Below are 14,644 nucleotides of genomic sequence, written 5' to 3' on the forward strand. Positions count from 1 at the left end.
GTACAAAAAAATCCCTGCTAAAAAGCAGGGACGAATTAATCGCGGTACCACCCTGACAGCAAAGATAAATCTCTGCCACCTTCATTACATAACGGAAAGTCCGGCTCTTATCAAAAAAAGCATGCTCAAGAATTGTAATTCGCAAAAGGCTTTGTACTGATTCACACCACCATCAGCTCTCTAAAACAGGGAACCTTTTCACTACTCGTGTTCTTTCATAGCAATTTGTTTTATAAAGTTATAGACAGTTTTAACACGTTGAAGCGCTGTTGTAAAGGGAATTCACTCATTTTTCTTAAAATTTACATTACCTTCATCTAATAGTCAACTTGCGTAAAATGAACATTCAGAAATTTAATAAAACTTTTTTTGGAAAAGCACTTGACTTTCTTGTCAAATCCCTTTAAAGTTACAAACAATACTTTATGAGACACACGCTTTAAAGCGCGAAAGTGCCCAGTGTGATAATAAATGACAAATAGCCTATTAGCGGCCGCGATATAGGAAATGTGGAGAAGTAAAACAATTGGGGAGGAACCGCCGATGTCAAACGAATTAGAAGTGTTACGCAAAGAAGTTGATGAGATTTCATTAAAAATTTTAGAACTGTTAAATGAACGCGGCAATGTCGCGCAAAAGATTGGAAAGTTAAAAGAAACGCAAGGTGTGAAGCGTTTTGATCCAGTCAGAGAGAGAAACCTTTTAGATTTGATTGCTTCTCATAATGATGGACCGTTCGAAACATCTACTGTGCAGCATATCTTCAAACAAATTTTCAAGGCAAGTTTAGAGCTGCAAAAAGATGATAATAGAAAAGCATTGCTGGTATCTCGTAAAAAGAAACCGGAAGATACTATTGTTAATGTTAAAGGTGAAAAAATTGGAGATGGAAATCCACATTTCATTATGGGGCCTTGTGCAGTTGAAAGCTATGAACAAGTGAAACAAGTTGCCGAGGTAATCGCTGAAAAAGGATTAACATTAATTCGAGGCGGTGCATTCAAGCCGCGTACCTCCCCGTACGATTTCCAAGGGCTAGGTCTTGAAGGACTGAAGATACTGCGTAAAGCTGCAGATGAACATCAGCTGGCTGTAGTAAGTGAAATCTTAAACCCGAATGACATTGAGATGGCCTTGGATTACGTTGATGTTATCCAAATCGGTGCACGTAACATGCAGAACTTCGACCTATTAAAAGCTGCAGGTTCGGTTAACAAACCTGTTCTCCTAAAACGCGGATTAGCAGCCACGATTGAAGAATTCATGTACGCTGCGGAATACATTCTAGCTCAAGGCAACAGCCAGGTTATCCTATGTGAGCGAGGCATCCGTACGTACGAACGTGCCACGCGTAACACGCTCGACATCTCTGCTGTACCGATCTTGAAAAAAGAAACACATTTACCAGTAGTTGTGGATGTGACGCATTCTACAGGGCGTAAGGATCTCCTCCTGCCTGCTGCTAAAGCAGCTATGGCGATCGGCGCAGATGCTGTAATGGCTGAAGTACACCCAGATCCAGCAGTCGCATTATCCGATTCAGCCCAGCAAATGAACATTCCTGAATTCCATGAATTCATGGATGCCCTTTTAAATAAGCAAAAAGCTAAAATTCATTCATAATAATATAAGAAAGCCTGGCTCAATGAGTCAGGCTTTCTTTATGCAGTTTTTTATACTGTTCAACCTTCAAAGTATTCTTTATAGTATCCGCCGATTTTCCCGGTGTTATCAATAACAAAATAAAATTCTTCTGTTTCGTTTTTCAGTTCGTACACCTTTCCGCCTGTTAAAGCTCTGTTTACCATATATTTTTCGGCGTTCGTGTGGACACATTTAATTTCTCGAATTGTTGGTCTTGTAGCCCAGTCTAAGTGAATCATTCAAATTCTCTCCTTTAAATATGGATGCGGCAAATCTATCTATTCTTCCTTAAATGATAATGGTGCAGGAGGAATAATGTCAAATTCATCTTTTCTCAAGGTCCTTCCCTAGTCTTTCATTATTTTTATCTATAAAATAATAAAGAACATTAACATACATGGATGGTGGAAAAAATCATGAAAGCATTAGTATTCGAAAAGTTTGGCGGTCCAGACGTCTTAGATTTTCGTGAAATAAATGATCCGGTTTTCGAACCAGATGAGATTTTGCTTGAAATGAAAGCGATTGGCTTGAATTTTGCAGATGTATATAGAAGAAAAGGAAATTATCATCTAGAAGGTCAGCCTCCTTATATATTAGGTTATGAAGGCGCGGGAATTGTAAAAAGTATCGGCGGTAATGTGCATGATGTTAAGGTTGGCGACAGGATTGCATTTGCAGACGTCCCTGCTGCAAACGCGGAATTAGTCGCTGTTCCAAAAGATAAGGCGATACCTATTCCCGATGATGTCTCGTTTGAATCAGCTGCCTCCCTTCTATTGCAGGGTCTTACAGCTCATTATTTAACGAAAGACAGCTATTCTATTAAAAAAGGTGATGTCGCCCTGGTACATGCTGCTGCAGGCGGTGTTGGACAGTTGCTGATCCAAATTATTAATCTGCTCGGAGGAACGGCAATCGGCTTAACCTCTTCTGAAGAAAAGCGACAAGTTGCACTGAATGCTGGTGCGGAATCGGTATTTTTATATAGGGACAACTGGAAAAAATCCGTTATGCAAATATCATCAGATAATGGCGTAGATGTTGTATATGAATCTGTAGGTTCTACATTAATGGATAGTTTTGACGCAACACGTGTTGGCGGAACAGTAGTGTTTTTTGGCATGGCAGGCGGTGATCCTGTGAAGGTGGACCCTCGTATGCTGATGGATACATCCAAAACATTAACTGGCGGTGACTTATGGAACGTACTTACTTCCCACGAAGAACGAGTTACCCGTTCTAGTGAATTGTTTAAATGGATTGCTGAAGGTAAATTGAAAATTTCAAAAACAGTCTTTCCTTTATGTGAAGGCAGAAAAGCACATGAGTTTATTGAAAGCAGAAAAAGTACCGGTAAGATTTTGTTGATTCCTTAATTTTGATAAATACATTGATGACGGCTGGCTAGGCCGTCTTTTTTTGTGGTGTAGTTGCATATTGCAAATAGTTATATTATAGGTAGTTGCATATTGCGACTTGTTATATTTGTAATATGCAAATAATGTTGTTTAAGAGATTAAGTGGATTTCTAGATAAAAAATTAGACGATTTAATTTCATTCTTAGGAGTATTATTACTTTGGTAGCGGAAGTTTGTAAGTGGCGGATTTGGTATTCCCTTTTGGAAGGATTTTCATCGAAATAAGAAGTTTTTTCATACTAGTACTCGATTTAACATGTAAAAATTCTCTAATCTCTTTATTCTTTACTACCTGATTAAATAACAGAGCGTATTCTTTAATAGCTTGTATATGTGCATCTTTGCTTTTAAGTGAGCAGTTAGAACAGAACCAGTATCCATATCTACGAATCATCGGTATTTCTCCGCACTTTGGGCAGGTTACACCAGTCTGTAAATCTTCTGGCTGAATCTAGTACCTTTTTAAAATATCACTGTTATGTTCGGTATGTTGTTTTATTAAGATAGATGATAACTTTTTAATTTCTTTATTGGATACCTCTATTCCATTATTCTTTTGCAGATATTCCATTATTTTTGATACCAAGTATTTTCCGCGGATAATTTTTTGTGCATTTATCCCGTATTTAGGTGAAATCGTTATATAAGACTTAGGATTGGTAATAACTACGAGGGTTTTGAGTGGAAGTGCAGGAAAGTCATTAGCTTCTAACCATTTTGCTAAGTAATCTTTTTGTATCTCTACCTGGTTTACAGGATCTGAGAACGTTTCTTCTATCCCATTTCGTGACCGCTTTATTTGATCATATTGATGATCAAAATATAGGTCTCCAATTAAATTTTTCACTTCAATCAAAACGCAAAATCGATGGTGAATAACTAAACAATCAATTTGAAAGAAATAATTTCTATCCTTATCTCTTGGCAGACGTAAATCATGGAAGATAGAAAAGGATTTGCCTTTCAAATCTGCTAAATAATAATCTAAGGATTCTTCTCCTTTAAAGCCTGCATTTAATTTGGCATATTCGTTATCAAGATCATTTCTTTTTTTATGATTTGGGAGCAAGCGTGATAAAATCAACTCGATTTTTAGGAGTTTTAAAGGTTTTGTTCGTTGTTTTTTAATCAAATTTTCACCTCTTCTTTTTTGCTCCTAAAATAGTTCGCTTTAGTTGTCATGTATCCTTTATTTTTTATGATATGGAGAAAATTAAATAGCGTATTTCTAATAAAATTTTTATAATTAGGTCTAAATGTCCCTTAATTAGGTCTAAATTAAATTAATTAAGTCTTCTTGCAAGTATATTGAGTCTAAATTGAAATTATTAAGTCTATCGACACAATGCCTATTATTTCGACAAAGTCATGCTCTATTAATTATCAAAAACTTCACCCTTGGAAATTCTCTTTTACATACAGTCATGACCTAGCCCCTCATACAAAAAAACCACCCTCAGCAACAGCTGAAGGTGGCCTCAATCATCATATTAACCTTCTAAAAGCAATGATTCTGGATCTTCTAGAAGTGATTTAATTGTTGTTAAGAAGCTTACTGCTTCTTTTCCATCTACGATACGGTGGTCGTAAGAAAGCGCGATGTACATCATCGGACGGTTTTCCATGCGCTCTTTATCGATTGCAACTGGTCTCCATTGGATTGTGTGCATTCCAAGGATACCTACTTGTGGAGCATTCAAAATCGGTGTAGAAAGCATCGATCCGAAGATACCGCCGTTCGTGATAGTGAATGAGCCGCCTTGAAGGTCTTCTAAAGATAACTTCTTGTTGCGTGCCTTCTCAGCCAAGTTCCCGATTTCTTTCTCAATGCCAGCAAAGCTTAAACGATCAGCGTTGCGGACGACCGGTACAACTAGTCCTTCTTCAGCGCCTACTGCTATGCCGATATCGTAGAACTTTTTAAGAACCATTTCATCGCCTTGTATTTCGGCGTTGATCGCAGGGAACTTTTTCAAAGCTCCGACAACAGCTTTTGTAAAGAATGACATGTAGCCAAGTTTTACGCCGTTTTGCTCATAGAACTTGTCCTTGCGGCGAGCGCGGACTTCGTTGATCGCAGTCATGTCTACTTCGTTAAAAGTAGTAAGCATTGCAGCTGTTTGCTGTGCTTCAACAAGACGTTTTGCGATAGTTTGACGTCGGCGTGACATCTTAACACGTTCTACTGGCTTTTCAGGATTTACAGCTTCTGCTGCTTTTGGCTGCTGTTGAGATGTGCTTGCAGCTGGTTTCGAAGAGCTCTCTACCTTCTCGCTGCTTCCGCCTTCAGCATGACGTTTAACGTCTTCTGTACGTACACGTCCAAGTGGATCACGTGAACTTACTTCAGAAAGGTCGATTCCCTTTTCGCGTGCAAGCTTACGAGCTGCTGGTGATGCGATTGGGCGATCTGCAGCCTTCGAATCGTCTTCTTCCGCTGGAGCTTTTTCAGAAGACTGCTCTTGCTTTTGAGCTGGCTCTGCCTTTTCTTCTGCAGCCGGCTTCTCTTCAGGTTTAGACTCAGTTTCTGCTGCTGATCCATCACCCTCAACGATTGAAGCAATGATATCTCCTACAGCAACTGTGTCGCCAGGCTCAACTTTAATATTTTTTAAGATTCCGTCACGCTCAGCACTGATTTCGATGTTAACTTTATCAGTTTCCAACTCAACGATGTCTTCACCTTTTACAACTTTGTCGCCTTCTTTTTTAAGCCATTGTGCAACTGTACCTTCTGAAATTGATTCGGCTAACTCCGGAACTTTAACGTCAAACATGTTCACGGCCTCCCTCTCGCGATTGAATGTCTAGTGCTAATGATGTTTGGATAATTTGTTCTTGTTCTTTTTTATAGATGTCTGGTTCCCCGCCAGCTGTACTTGAGCGTTCTTGTCTGCCGATGTAAGAAACATGTGCTCCCTTTGGTGCTACAGCACGGAGTTTCGGTTCGATGTATAGCCATGAACCCATGTTCTTAGGTTCCTCTTGAACCCAGATCAAGTCTTCAACATTTGGATATTCATTTAATAGAGCGGTCATCTCTTCCTCTGGGAACGGATAAATCTGTTCTACTCGAACGATATGCATCTCCGTTCTAGCCACTTGATCTTGCTCAAGTGCTTTTTCAAGATCAATCGCAATTTTACCAGAACATAACAAGATTTTCTTAACTTTGTCTTTTTCTTTGCCAAGACCTGGCTGTTCAAGCAATGGCATAAAGTGATCACTTTCAAAAGCTTCCGGTAGTGACGCAACCTTTGTATCACGAAGCAAGCTCTTAGGCGTCATTACAACTAATGGACGAACTTCATCCATAGAAAGAAGCTTCGCTTGGCGTCTTAACAAATGGAAGTATTGAGAAGCCGTAGTAACGTTCGCAACGGTCCAGTTGTTTTCGGCACCTAGCTGCAAGAAACGCTCTAAACGTGCACTGGAGTGCTCAGGTCCTTGTCCTTCATATCCATGTGGGAGAAGCATAACCATACCTGATTTTTGCCCCCACTTCGCACGGCCAGCAGAAAGGAACTGATCGAACAGAACTTGTGCCACGTTTGCGAAGTCCCCGTATTGAGCTTCCCAGATAACAAGAGTTTCTGGTGCAAATACGTTATAGCCATATTCAAATCCTACTACTGAAGATTCAGACAGCGGACTGTTATGAATGGCGAATGAAACATCGATATCATCCATTCCGTGCAGCGGCGAAAATTTCTTTCCGCTTTCACTGTCATTAAGAACAAGATGTCTTTGAGCGAATGTTCCGCGCTCTGAGTCCTGACCTGTAATTCGGATTGGTGTTCCATCTTTTAAGATAGATGCAAATGCTAGAGATTCAGCCATACCCCAGTCAATCTTTTCTCCTTGGAACGCTTTGCGTCTGCGCTCTAAAATACGCTTGATTTTAGGATATACATTAAAATCTCCTGGCCACTTCAGCATATTTTCCGTAAGCTCTTGCAGTTCTGTTACTGAAATTGTGGTATCGATATCAGGAAGAGCTCTCGATAACGGATCCGGAAGCCTAGTGTCTTCCAGTTTGAATTTTTCTTTGCGGCCGTGTACTTTTTCGTACTCTGTTTGATGTTTTGTTAAAACTTCATCTTCAATCGTTTTAACATCATCCTCTGAAAGAACGCCTTCTTTCACTAGCTGCTTTGCATAAAAATCACGAACAGTTGGATGGTTGTTCACTTGTTTGTACAGTTTAGGCTGTGTTGCAGAAGGATCATCCATCTCGTTGTGCCCGAAACGGCGGTATCCGATCAAATCGATCAGAACGTCTTTTTGGAACTTTTTACGATACTCATAAGCTAAGTGAACGGCTGCGATACAAGCTTCCGGATCATCTGCATTCACGTGAATGATGGGAATTTCAAATCCTTTAGCAAGATCACTCGCATATTTAGTTGAACGGGAATCTCCGCTATCTGTAGTAAACCCAACAAGGTTATTTGCGATAATATGGAGTGTTCCGCCTGTTTGATAGCCTCTTAATCTGCTTAAGTTCAATGTTTCTGCAACGATTCCCTCACCAGGGAATGCAGCGTCACCATGAATTAAAATGGCAAATGCTTTTGATGTGTCTTGAACAGGATACCCTTTGCTGTCACGTGTTTCTTGTGCAGCTCTTGTGTAGCCTTCAACAACTGGATCCACATATTCCAAGTGACTTGGGTTATTAGCCAAAGAAATCTTGATTTTGTGTGATTGATCCGTTTCAACTGTCCGGCTTGCACCTAAATGGTACTTTACGTCACCTGTCCAGCCGAAGTTTATTCCTCTAGAACCTTCAGAAGGAATCAGCTCTTTATTTGGCGAATGATGAAATTCAGAGAAAATTAATTCGTATGGTTTGCCAAGTACGTGTGCAAGAACATTTAGACGTCCTCTGTGCGCCATTCCGATTAATGCGTGCTCTGCTCCATCACGACAGCCTTCTTTTGCAGCTTCATCCAGCATTGGTACGAGCATGTCTACACCTTCGATAGAAAAACGCTTCTGCCCTACAAAAGTCTTGTGAAGGAACTTTTCAAAACCTTCTACCTCTGACAAACGGTAAAGAAGATTTTTCTTATCTTCTGCTGAAAAATCAGGGTAATGCTGGCTTGTTTCTACCATAGTGTTCAGCCATTGACGTTCTTCTGTTTCATGAACATGACTGAATTCATAGGCGATGTTCTTCGTATACACTTCCTGCAGCATTTGGATCGCTTGCCATCCGTCTTTTACAGATGCTGGAGCTTCTTTCCAAATAAAGGAAGGTGGTATCGCTTTCAAATCTTCAATCGATAAATTAAATTCTTTCGGGTCAATATGGTGGTTGTCTTTAGGAAATTCGCCAACTGGATATAAGTTAGCTGCTAAGTGACCGTATGTGCGGATGTTCTCCGCAAGTTTAAGTGCAGCTGCTAATTTCTCTAAATTCATTCCATCAAAACTCTGTCCAGTACGTTCACTTGGTGCAGAATCCTCGCTTGGAGGCCCCCAAGTTTCAAATTTTTCTTTGAAAGAACTGTCAACAGATTCCGGATCCACACTATATTGATCATATAGTTCAAGGACATAAGCCATATTTAGCCCGCTTAGTCCCTGCCAAGGATTTTCTGATTTGGAACGTTGATGACTCATCTTTTGTTCCCTCCTGCTTCCCTTTGTAAGTATTGTGCTATTGCTGTTAACAGGTGATTCATCATTTCTCGCCATTAATTTTTCCCTATATTAAGCGCTCTCAAACAATGAATGAAAAGAACCTTATCATTGATAAGGTTTCAACTGTAACAATGGTCATTGCCATTATACTATATTTTCGCAGAAAGTGAATTTTTGTTTTTACGATTTATAAGATAATTTGCCCATTTCGTTTTACTTATAGTAAAAATCAGGAGTGCGAGCCAGATCAAGGTAAAAGAAACGAGGTGAATTTCAGTAAACGTTTCGTGATATAAGAATACTCCCAGCAAAAGCATAATGGTTGGCGCGATATATTGCAGAAATCCTGTCATGGTCATTGTAATCCGCTTTACTCCTTGAGCGAACAATACGAGCGGCAATGCGGTTACGATTCCTGCTCCCCATAGAAGGACAGTTGTTGAAATGCCGCCACTAATAAAAGAACCTGATCCGTTCCATTGAAGATATGCTAAATAAGCAAAAGCAGCAGGAACGACAAACATCGTTTCTAATGTTAATCCAATTAACGAGTCAAAGCTCCCAAGTTTTTTTGCAAGTCCATAAAGCCCAAAAGAGAGAGCCAGGAATATGGCAACCCAGGGAAATTTCCCGTACTGCCACGTTAGAAGAAACACACCGCAGGCTGCAATTACAAAAGATACAATTTGCCAGCTATTTAACCTTTCTTTTAAGACTGCCATACCTAAAATAACATTTACAAGCGGATTGATGTAATAACCTAGGCTTGCTTCAACTACATGATCGTTATTAACGGCCCATATATACATTAGCCAGTTCCCGCTTATTAATATAGAAGCTATAAAAACAGAGAAAAATTGTTTTTTGCTTGAGAAAAGAATCTTAACATCTCTGTTAAGGTCCTTTTTCCTTTTTAAAATAAACATTACTGCCAGCATTAGTACAAATGACCAAAAGATGCGATGCGCTAAAATTTCTCCTGAACCGGATTGGTCTAATGGTTTCCAGTATAAAGGGAGGAACCCCCAGATTAAATAAGCTAACGCCCCGTACCAGACTCCTTTAGTTTGTTCGCTGTATGTTTTCATATATCTTTTCCTCGATTCCGGAAGATTTAAGGTTATAAGATTATATAACGGAATCGAAAGAATTTGCCAGCAAGTAAACTCAAAAAGAAAAAATTTATTTCTTCTATATAATATTGAAAAAGAAATTCAATGTTACTCACCCGTTACATTTGTTTAGGTGTCTGAATTCCTAATAATCTTAAGCCCTCTTTTAGAACGATTTGTATGCTGGCGCATAATGCAAGCCTTTCTGCGGTTTCATCGCTATTAAGAATTTTGACACTTCCATAATAATGGTTGAACTTGTGCGATAACTTTAAAACATATTTTGATATTATAGAAGGTTCTTTTCGGAAAAATGCGTTTTGTACAATTAACGGAAACTCATTTAAAACAGAAATAAGCTCCCAGCTCTCTTCTGCAATTGAAAATTCATCTGGCATTTGACCATTAAAATTTCCTTTATTTAATAACGTTTGAATTCTAGCAGCTGTATATTGCACGTAAGGTCCTGTATCTCCTTCAAACTTGAGCATCTGTTCAAAAGAGAATTCAACATCATTTCCTTTTTCATTTTTTAAATCGTGAAAGATCACTGCTCCTACTCCAACTTGACGAGCGACTTCATCTACCTTGAGTAATGCTGGATTTTTTTCTCGGATATTATTTTCAGCAAGCTGAATAGCATCTAATAGTACGGTCTCAAGCAAAACAGTTCTTCCTTTTCGTGTACTCATTTTCTTCCCGTCCTGCAAAATAAGCCCGAATGGAACATGATGCATATTTTTTGCCCATTCATAACCCATTTTACTAAGTACACGTTTAATTTGTTCAAAATGCAGAGATTGTTCATGCCCAACAACATAAAAAGCTTGATCAAAATCGTAAGTGTTCTTTCTATAGATTGCTGCAGTTATGTCACGTGTAGCATAAAGTGTTGCTCCATCTGTTTTTTTTATCAGACACGGCGATATGTCTTCACCAACATTTACGATTTGAGCACCGTCGGAAAGTTCAAGAAGGTTTTTCTCCATCAGCTCTTTTACTGTAGCATCCATTTTATCGTTGAAAAATGCCTCTCCGTTATAAGAATCGAATTTGACACCAAGAAGTTCATAAATCTTCTGAAATGCGTTTAATGATACTTCTTTAAACCAGACCCACAATTGTGTTGCTTTCGGATCACCATCTTCCAGTTGCTTGAACCATTTTCTGCCTTCATCGTTTAATGAAGAATCTTCATCTGCTTCTTCATGAAAGCGGACATATAGTTTTGTCAGTTCTGGGATTGGATTGGCTTTAACTTTCTCTTCTGTTCCCCATCGTAAATAAGCAGAGATTAATTTTCCAAACTGAGTACCCCAGTCTCCGAGATAATTGATTTTCACCGTTTCATAACCGCATTTTTCACTGATTGATGCTAAAGAGGATCCGATCACTGTTGAACGAAGGTGTCCCATTGAAAAAGGTTTCGCAATATTTGGAGATGACAAGTCAAACACAATTGTTTTGTCTTTTCCAATTAAATGACTGCCATAATTCTCTTGTTCTTTTAATATGTTAGTTATCAGGTTAGCTGCCGCCGATTTTTTATCCAAGAACACATTCACATAACCACCAACGGTTTCAATCTTGCTAAATAGACTTGGGAGGCTGCCAGCTGACAATCTAATAGCGATCTCAGCGGGTGAAGTTCTATAGATTTTTGCTAGCTGAAAACAAGGAAAAGCTAAATCACCTTGATGAAGCTGCTTCGGTTTTTCGATTAAAGCTACGATTTGTTCAAAAGTGAGATCTGTTCCAATCTGGTTATGAAGATAAGATGCAAACTCGTTTTTTTCATTCATATTTTCCCCTCCCAAAATAAAAAACCGTCTCTTCTATTAATAGAAGAGACGGATTAAACCGCGGTACCACTCTTGTTGCCTTTTAAAGGCCGCTTGATCTGTTAACGGGCTGTCCCGGTTTGCTCTATGGAATTTTCAAGCAAACATTTCCAAAGTGCGCTTCTTCTGTCAGCTGTGCCCGGCTTCCACCAATCCCGGCTCTCTATAACAAACTAGACAGAGTACTCTCTTTTTCATAAATGTTCGGCTATTTAGTTTTTCATATTATATGAGGGAAATTATTAAAAGTCAACATATTCCATTTAATCAAAATCTAAGTAATCTTTCATCCTTTTAATGTATCGTTTCAGCCTGAACAATGTTTCTGTTCGCAAATACTTGGATGTGAATGCAGAGGAAATAGCTTGTATAGAAACGAAAACGCCGTGTTCATTCACTCTTACTGGTATGATACCGGTAAAGATCGTCTCTCCGCTGCTTTTATAAAGAAGTTCTGTTGATACCAAAACTAGTTTTTCATCCGGTTGTTCTCCACGCTGAACTGACTCAACTTCAAATAAAAATTGAACGCTCATAGCTGCTCCTTTACGTTTGTGTCGATAATTATATGATATAATGCATTAGCTTTGTTTGTCAGTTAAAACCATAAAGGAAGTATGCAAATGTTCCAGACACACACATTGAAAGATAAATACAAACAATTTTTAATTTTGGTTGTTCCTGTTCTCATTACTCAGCTTGGACTATATGCGATGAACTTTTTCGACACAGTTATGAGCGGTCATGCTGGTGCGAAACAGCTTGCAGGTGTTGCTATAGGCACTAGTCTTTGGGTGCCGATTTTCACAGGTTTAAACGGGATCTTAATGGCATTGACTCCGATAGTATCTCAGCTTACAGGTGCAAAAGACACTAAAAACGTTCCTAGAGCTGTCATGCAGGCAGTTTATCTTTCCGTTGTTATTTCAATAATCGTTATTGTTCTTGGTTCCTTTATATTGGATCCTATTTTGAATGCGATGTCGTTAGAGGGTGAGGTCGAACGTGTAGCAAGAGGATATTTAATCGCTTTGTCTTTTGGGATATTGCCATTATTTTTGTACGGTGCGTTAAGATCCTTTATAGATGCGTTGGGCCAAACTAGAATCTCAATGTTTGTTACACTATTTGCATTACCAGTAAATGCTTTCTTCAACTATCTATTTATATTTGGTAAGGCTGGATTTCCTGAACTTGGAGGAATTGGCGCAGGGATAGCCTCTTCAATCACATATTGGATTTCAGCTATTATAACAATTGTTATTGTAATGAAAACGAACGAATTTAGAAGTTATCATCTATTTAAAAATTTCTATAAACCTTCACTTTCAGCATGGAAGGAACAATTGAAAATCGGAATACCAATTGGGCTGGCAATCTTTTTTGAAGTTAGTATTTTTGCTGCAGTTACATTATTAATGAGTGACTTTAATACAGTTACAATTGCTGCTCATCAGGCTGCTTTAAATTTTGCTTCTTTCCTTTATATGCTCCCATTGAGCATTTCCTTTGCTCTTACGATAGCTGTTGGATTTGAAGTTGGCGCATCACGGTATAAAGATGCTGCACAATACGGTTATATTGGAATTTTTACAGCAATTGGCTTTGCCTTGATTTCTTCAGGTTTTCTTATTGCCTTTGATGAACAAGTTGCCAGCATTTACTCGAATGAACCAGATGTAATACAGCTTACTACCTCTTTTTTATGGTACGCGGTGTTTTTCCAGCTAGCTGATGCGATAGGAGCCCCTATACAGGGTGCGTTAAGAGGATATAAAGATGTAAATGTTACATTTATATTGTCATTCATCTCTTATTGGGTACTTGGATTGCCTGTTGGGTATTATTTAGCCAACTTCACTTCTTTAGGGGCATATGGATACTGGATAGGATTAATTTCAGGTCTATCAGCTGGGGCAATCATGCTATTTATTCGTCTTAAATCTATACAATCAAACTCTTATACCAAACTAATAAACAAATAAACCAGCCAATGGCTGGTTTATTTGTTATCAAAAAGTGTCAAGTATTCTTCATAACCCTTTTCCTTTAATTGGTCTTTTGGAATAAAGCGGAGAGCAGCAGAATTTATGCAATAACGAAGACCGCCTTTATCTCTAGGACCATCTGTAAAAACATGGCCCAGATGAGAATCAGCTTCTTTGCTTCTGACTTCTGTACGGATCATCCCATGAGAAAGATCCTCTTTTTCATCAACCGTCGAAGAACGAACAGGTTTAGTAAAACTTGGCCACCCGCAGCTGCTGTCAAACTTATCAAGAGAAGTAAAAAGCGGTTCCCCAGAAACAATATCGACATAAAGACCTTCTTCCGTGTGATCCCAAAATTCATTTTGAAAAGGGGGTTCTGTTGCATCGTTCTGTGTAACGTTATATTGCAATGGGTTCAGTGTTTTCAGTATCTCCTCTTTTTTCCCTTTATCTTCCCAATGTGATTTTATAAAGAGATCACGTCCAGAACCCTGTCGGTATCTTTTATAATGGAATGGATTTTTCTTATGATAATCTTGATGATATTCTTCAGCTTTATAAAAAGTCTGAGCAGGCAGAATTAAGGTTGCAATTGGCTTATCGAACCGTCCACTCTTCTGTAATTCATCTTTAGATTGTTCAGCTATATTTTTTTGATCTTCATTGTGATAGAAAATGGCTGTGCGATAAGAGTCTCCTCTATCATAGAATTGTCCCCCTGCATCTGTAGGGTCAATTTGCTTCCAGAAAACAGATACTATTTTTTCATAAGAAATGATTGATGGGTCAAAAGTGATTTGGACAGCTTCAAAATGCCCTGTCGTCTCACTGCACACTTCTTTATACGTAGGATTTTCTTTATGTCCTCCTGTATAGCCTGATTCAACTTTAATAATCCCTGGCCACTCTTCAAAAGGTGTAACCATGCACCAAAAGCAACCTCCTGCAAAAGTCGCAATTTCATAATTCTTCATGAAATCAAACT

The 14,644-nt window shown here is 38.8% G+C and carries 11 protein-coding genes and 2 other annotated features; of the genes, 3 read left to right on the top strand and 8 right to left on the bottom strand.

The genetic code is table 11. The features are described 5' to 3' along the window. Positions 1-23: 23 nt before the first annotated feature. Positions 24-228: a binding site (T-box leader), on the bottom strand. A gap of 315 nt (positions 229-543) precedes the next feature. Further along, entirely contained in the window at positions 544-1,623 is a 1,080-nt protein-coding gene (locus UN64_RS15360; protein ID WP_139343145.1) for a bifunctional 3-deoxy-7-phosphoheptulonate synthase/chorismate mutase, read from the top strand. Positions 1,624-1,682: 59 nt separating this feature from the next. On the opposite strand, the gene UN64_RS15365 is transcribed toward UN64_RS15360, so the two are convergent. Continuing rightward, positions 1,683-1,883: a DUF6501 family protein gene (locus UN64_RS15365; protein ID WP_077364333.1), complete on the bottom strand. Its 201-nt coding sequence runs from the start codon at positions 1,881-1,883 to the stop codon at positions 1,683-1,685. 177 nt (positions 1,884-2,060) lie between these two features. On the opposite strand from UN64_RS15365, the gene UN64_RS15370 reads away from it, so the two are divergent. Beyond that, on the top strand, positions 2,061-3,023 hold the full coding sequence (locus UN64_RS15370; protein ID WP_139343147.1) for a quinone oxidoreductase family protein: 963 nt from the start codon (positions 2,061-2,063) through the stop codon (positions 3,021-3,023). Positions 3,024-3,517: 494 nt separating this feature from the next. On the opposite strand, the gene UN64_RS15380 is transcribed toward UN64_RS15370, so the two are convergent. From UN64_RS15380 to UN64_RS15405, 6 genes are all read right to left on the bottom strand, one after another. After that, on the bottom strand, positions 3,518-4,198 hold the full coding sequence (locus UN64_RS15380) for a nuclease-related domain-containing protein (protein WP_077364339.1): 681 nt from the start codon (positions 4,196-4,198) through the stop codon (positions 3,518-3,520). Between the two features lie 358 nt (positions 4,199-4,556). Further along, on the bottom strand, positions 4,557-5,843 hold the full coding sequence (odhB, locus tag UN64_RS15385; protein ID WP_077364341.1) for a 2-oxoglutarate dehydrogenase complex dihydrolipoyllysine-residue succinyltransferase: 1,287 nt from the start codon (positions 5,841-5,843) through the stop codon (positions 4,557-4,559). Continuing rightward, a complete protein-coding gene (locus UN64_RS15390; RefSeq protein ID WP_077364343.1) occupies positions 5,836-8,694 on the bottom strand; it encodes a 2-oxoglutarate dehydrogenase E1 component in 2,859 nt (952 codons plus the stop codon). Before UN64_RS15390 ends, odhB begins: the two co-directional genes overlap by 8 nt. 170 nt (positions 8,695-8,864) lie before the next feature. Next, positions 8,865-9,803, bottom strand: a complete 939-nt coding sequence (rarD, locus tag UN64_RS15395) for an EamA family transporter RarD (protein ID WP_077364345.1) — start codon at positions 9,801-9,803, stop codon at positions 8,865-8,867. 143 nt (positions 9,804-9,946) lie between these two features. Beyond that, positions 9,947-11,629 (bottom strand): arginine--tRNA ligase, encoded by a 1,683-nt coding sequence (gene argS, locus UN64_RS15400; protein ID WP_077364347.1) that lies wholly within the window; start codon positions 11,627-11,629, stop codon positions 9,947-9,949. A 41-nt stretch (positions 11,630-11,670) separates the two neighbouring features. Beyond that, positions 11,671-11,875 (bottom strand) — a binding site (T-box leader). A 56-nt stretch (positions 11,876-11,931) separates the two neighbouring features. Then, positions 11,932-12,204, bottom strand: coding sequence for a hypothetical protein (locus UN64_RS15405; RefSeq protein WP_077364349.1), 273 nt, complete (start codon positions 12,202-12,204; stop codon positions 11,932-11,934). Positions 12,205-12,291: 87 nt separating this feature from the next. Here UN64_RS15405 and UN64_RS15410 point away from each other — a divergent pair, with 87 nt between their 5' ends. Further along, complete coding sequence (locus UN64_RS15410; protein WP_077364351.1) at positions 12,292-13,653, top strand: MATE family efflux transporter; 1,362 nt, start codon at positions 12,292-12,294, stop codon at positions 13,651-13,653. A 17-nt stretch (positions 13,654-13,670) separates the two neighbouring features. On the opposite strand, the gene msrA is transcribed toward UN64_RS15410, so the two are convergent. After that, entirely contained in the window at positions 13,671-14,633 is a 963-nt protein-coding gene (gene msrA / locus UN64_RS15415) for a peptide-methionine (S)-S-oxide reductase MsrA (protein ID WP_077364353.1), read from the bottom strand. Between the last annotated feature and the right edge of the window lie 11 nt (positions 14,634-14,644).

It is taken from the genome of Fictibacillus arsenicus (assembly GCF_001999465.1).
Classification (GTDB): domain Bacteria; phylum Bacillota; class Bacilli; order Bacillales; family Fictibacillaceae; genus Fictibacillus; species Fictibacillus arsenicus.

Excerpts from the sequence above, each read along its gene's own strand:
- UN64_RS15360 (WP_139343145.1), top strand. The coding sequence starts at position 544 with ATGTCAAACGAATTAGAAGTGTTACGCAAAGAAGTTGATGAGATTTCA.
- UN64_RS15365 (WP_077364333.1), bottom strand. The coding sequence starts at position 1,883 with ATGATTCACTTAGACTGGGCTACAAGACCAACAATTCGAGAAATTAAA.
- UN64_RS15370 (WP_139343147.1), top strand. The coding sequence starts at position 2,061 with ATGAAAGCATTAGTATTCGAAAAGTTTGGCGGTCCAGACGTCTTAGAT.
- odhB (WP_077364341.1), bottom strand. The coding sequence starts at position 5,843 with ATGTTTGACGTTAAAGTTCCGGAGTTAGCCGAATCAATTTCAGAAGGT.
- UN64_RS15390 (WP_077364343.1), bottom strand. The coding sequence starts at position 8,694 with ATGAGTCATCAACGTTCCAAATCAGAAAATCCTTGGCAGGGACTAAGC.
- rarD (WP_077364345.1), bottom strand. The coding sequence starts at position 9,803 with ATGAAAACATACAGCGAACAAACTAAAGGAGTCTGGTACGGGGCGTTA.
- argS (WP_077364347.1), bottom strand. The coding sequence starts at position 11,629 with ATGAATGAAAAAAACGAGTTTGCATCTTATCTTCATAACCAGATTGGA.
- UN64_RS15405 (WP_077364349.1), bottom strand. The coding sequence starts at position 12,204 with ATGAGCGTTCAATTTTTATTTGAAGTTGAGTCAGTTCAGCGTGGAGAA.
- UN64_RS15410 (WP_077364351.1), top strand. The coding sequence starts at position 12,292 with ATGTTCCAGACACACACATTGAAAGATAAATACAAACAATTTTTAATT.
- msrA (WP_077364353.1), bottom strand. The coding sequence starts at position 14,633 with ATGAAGAATTATGAAATTGCGACTTTTGCAGGAGGTTGCTTTTGGTGC.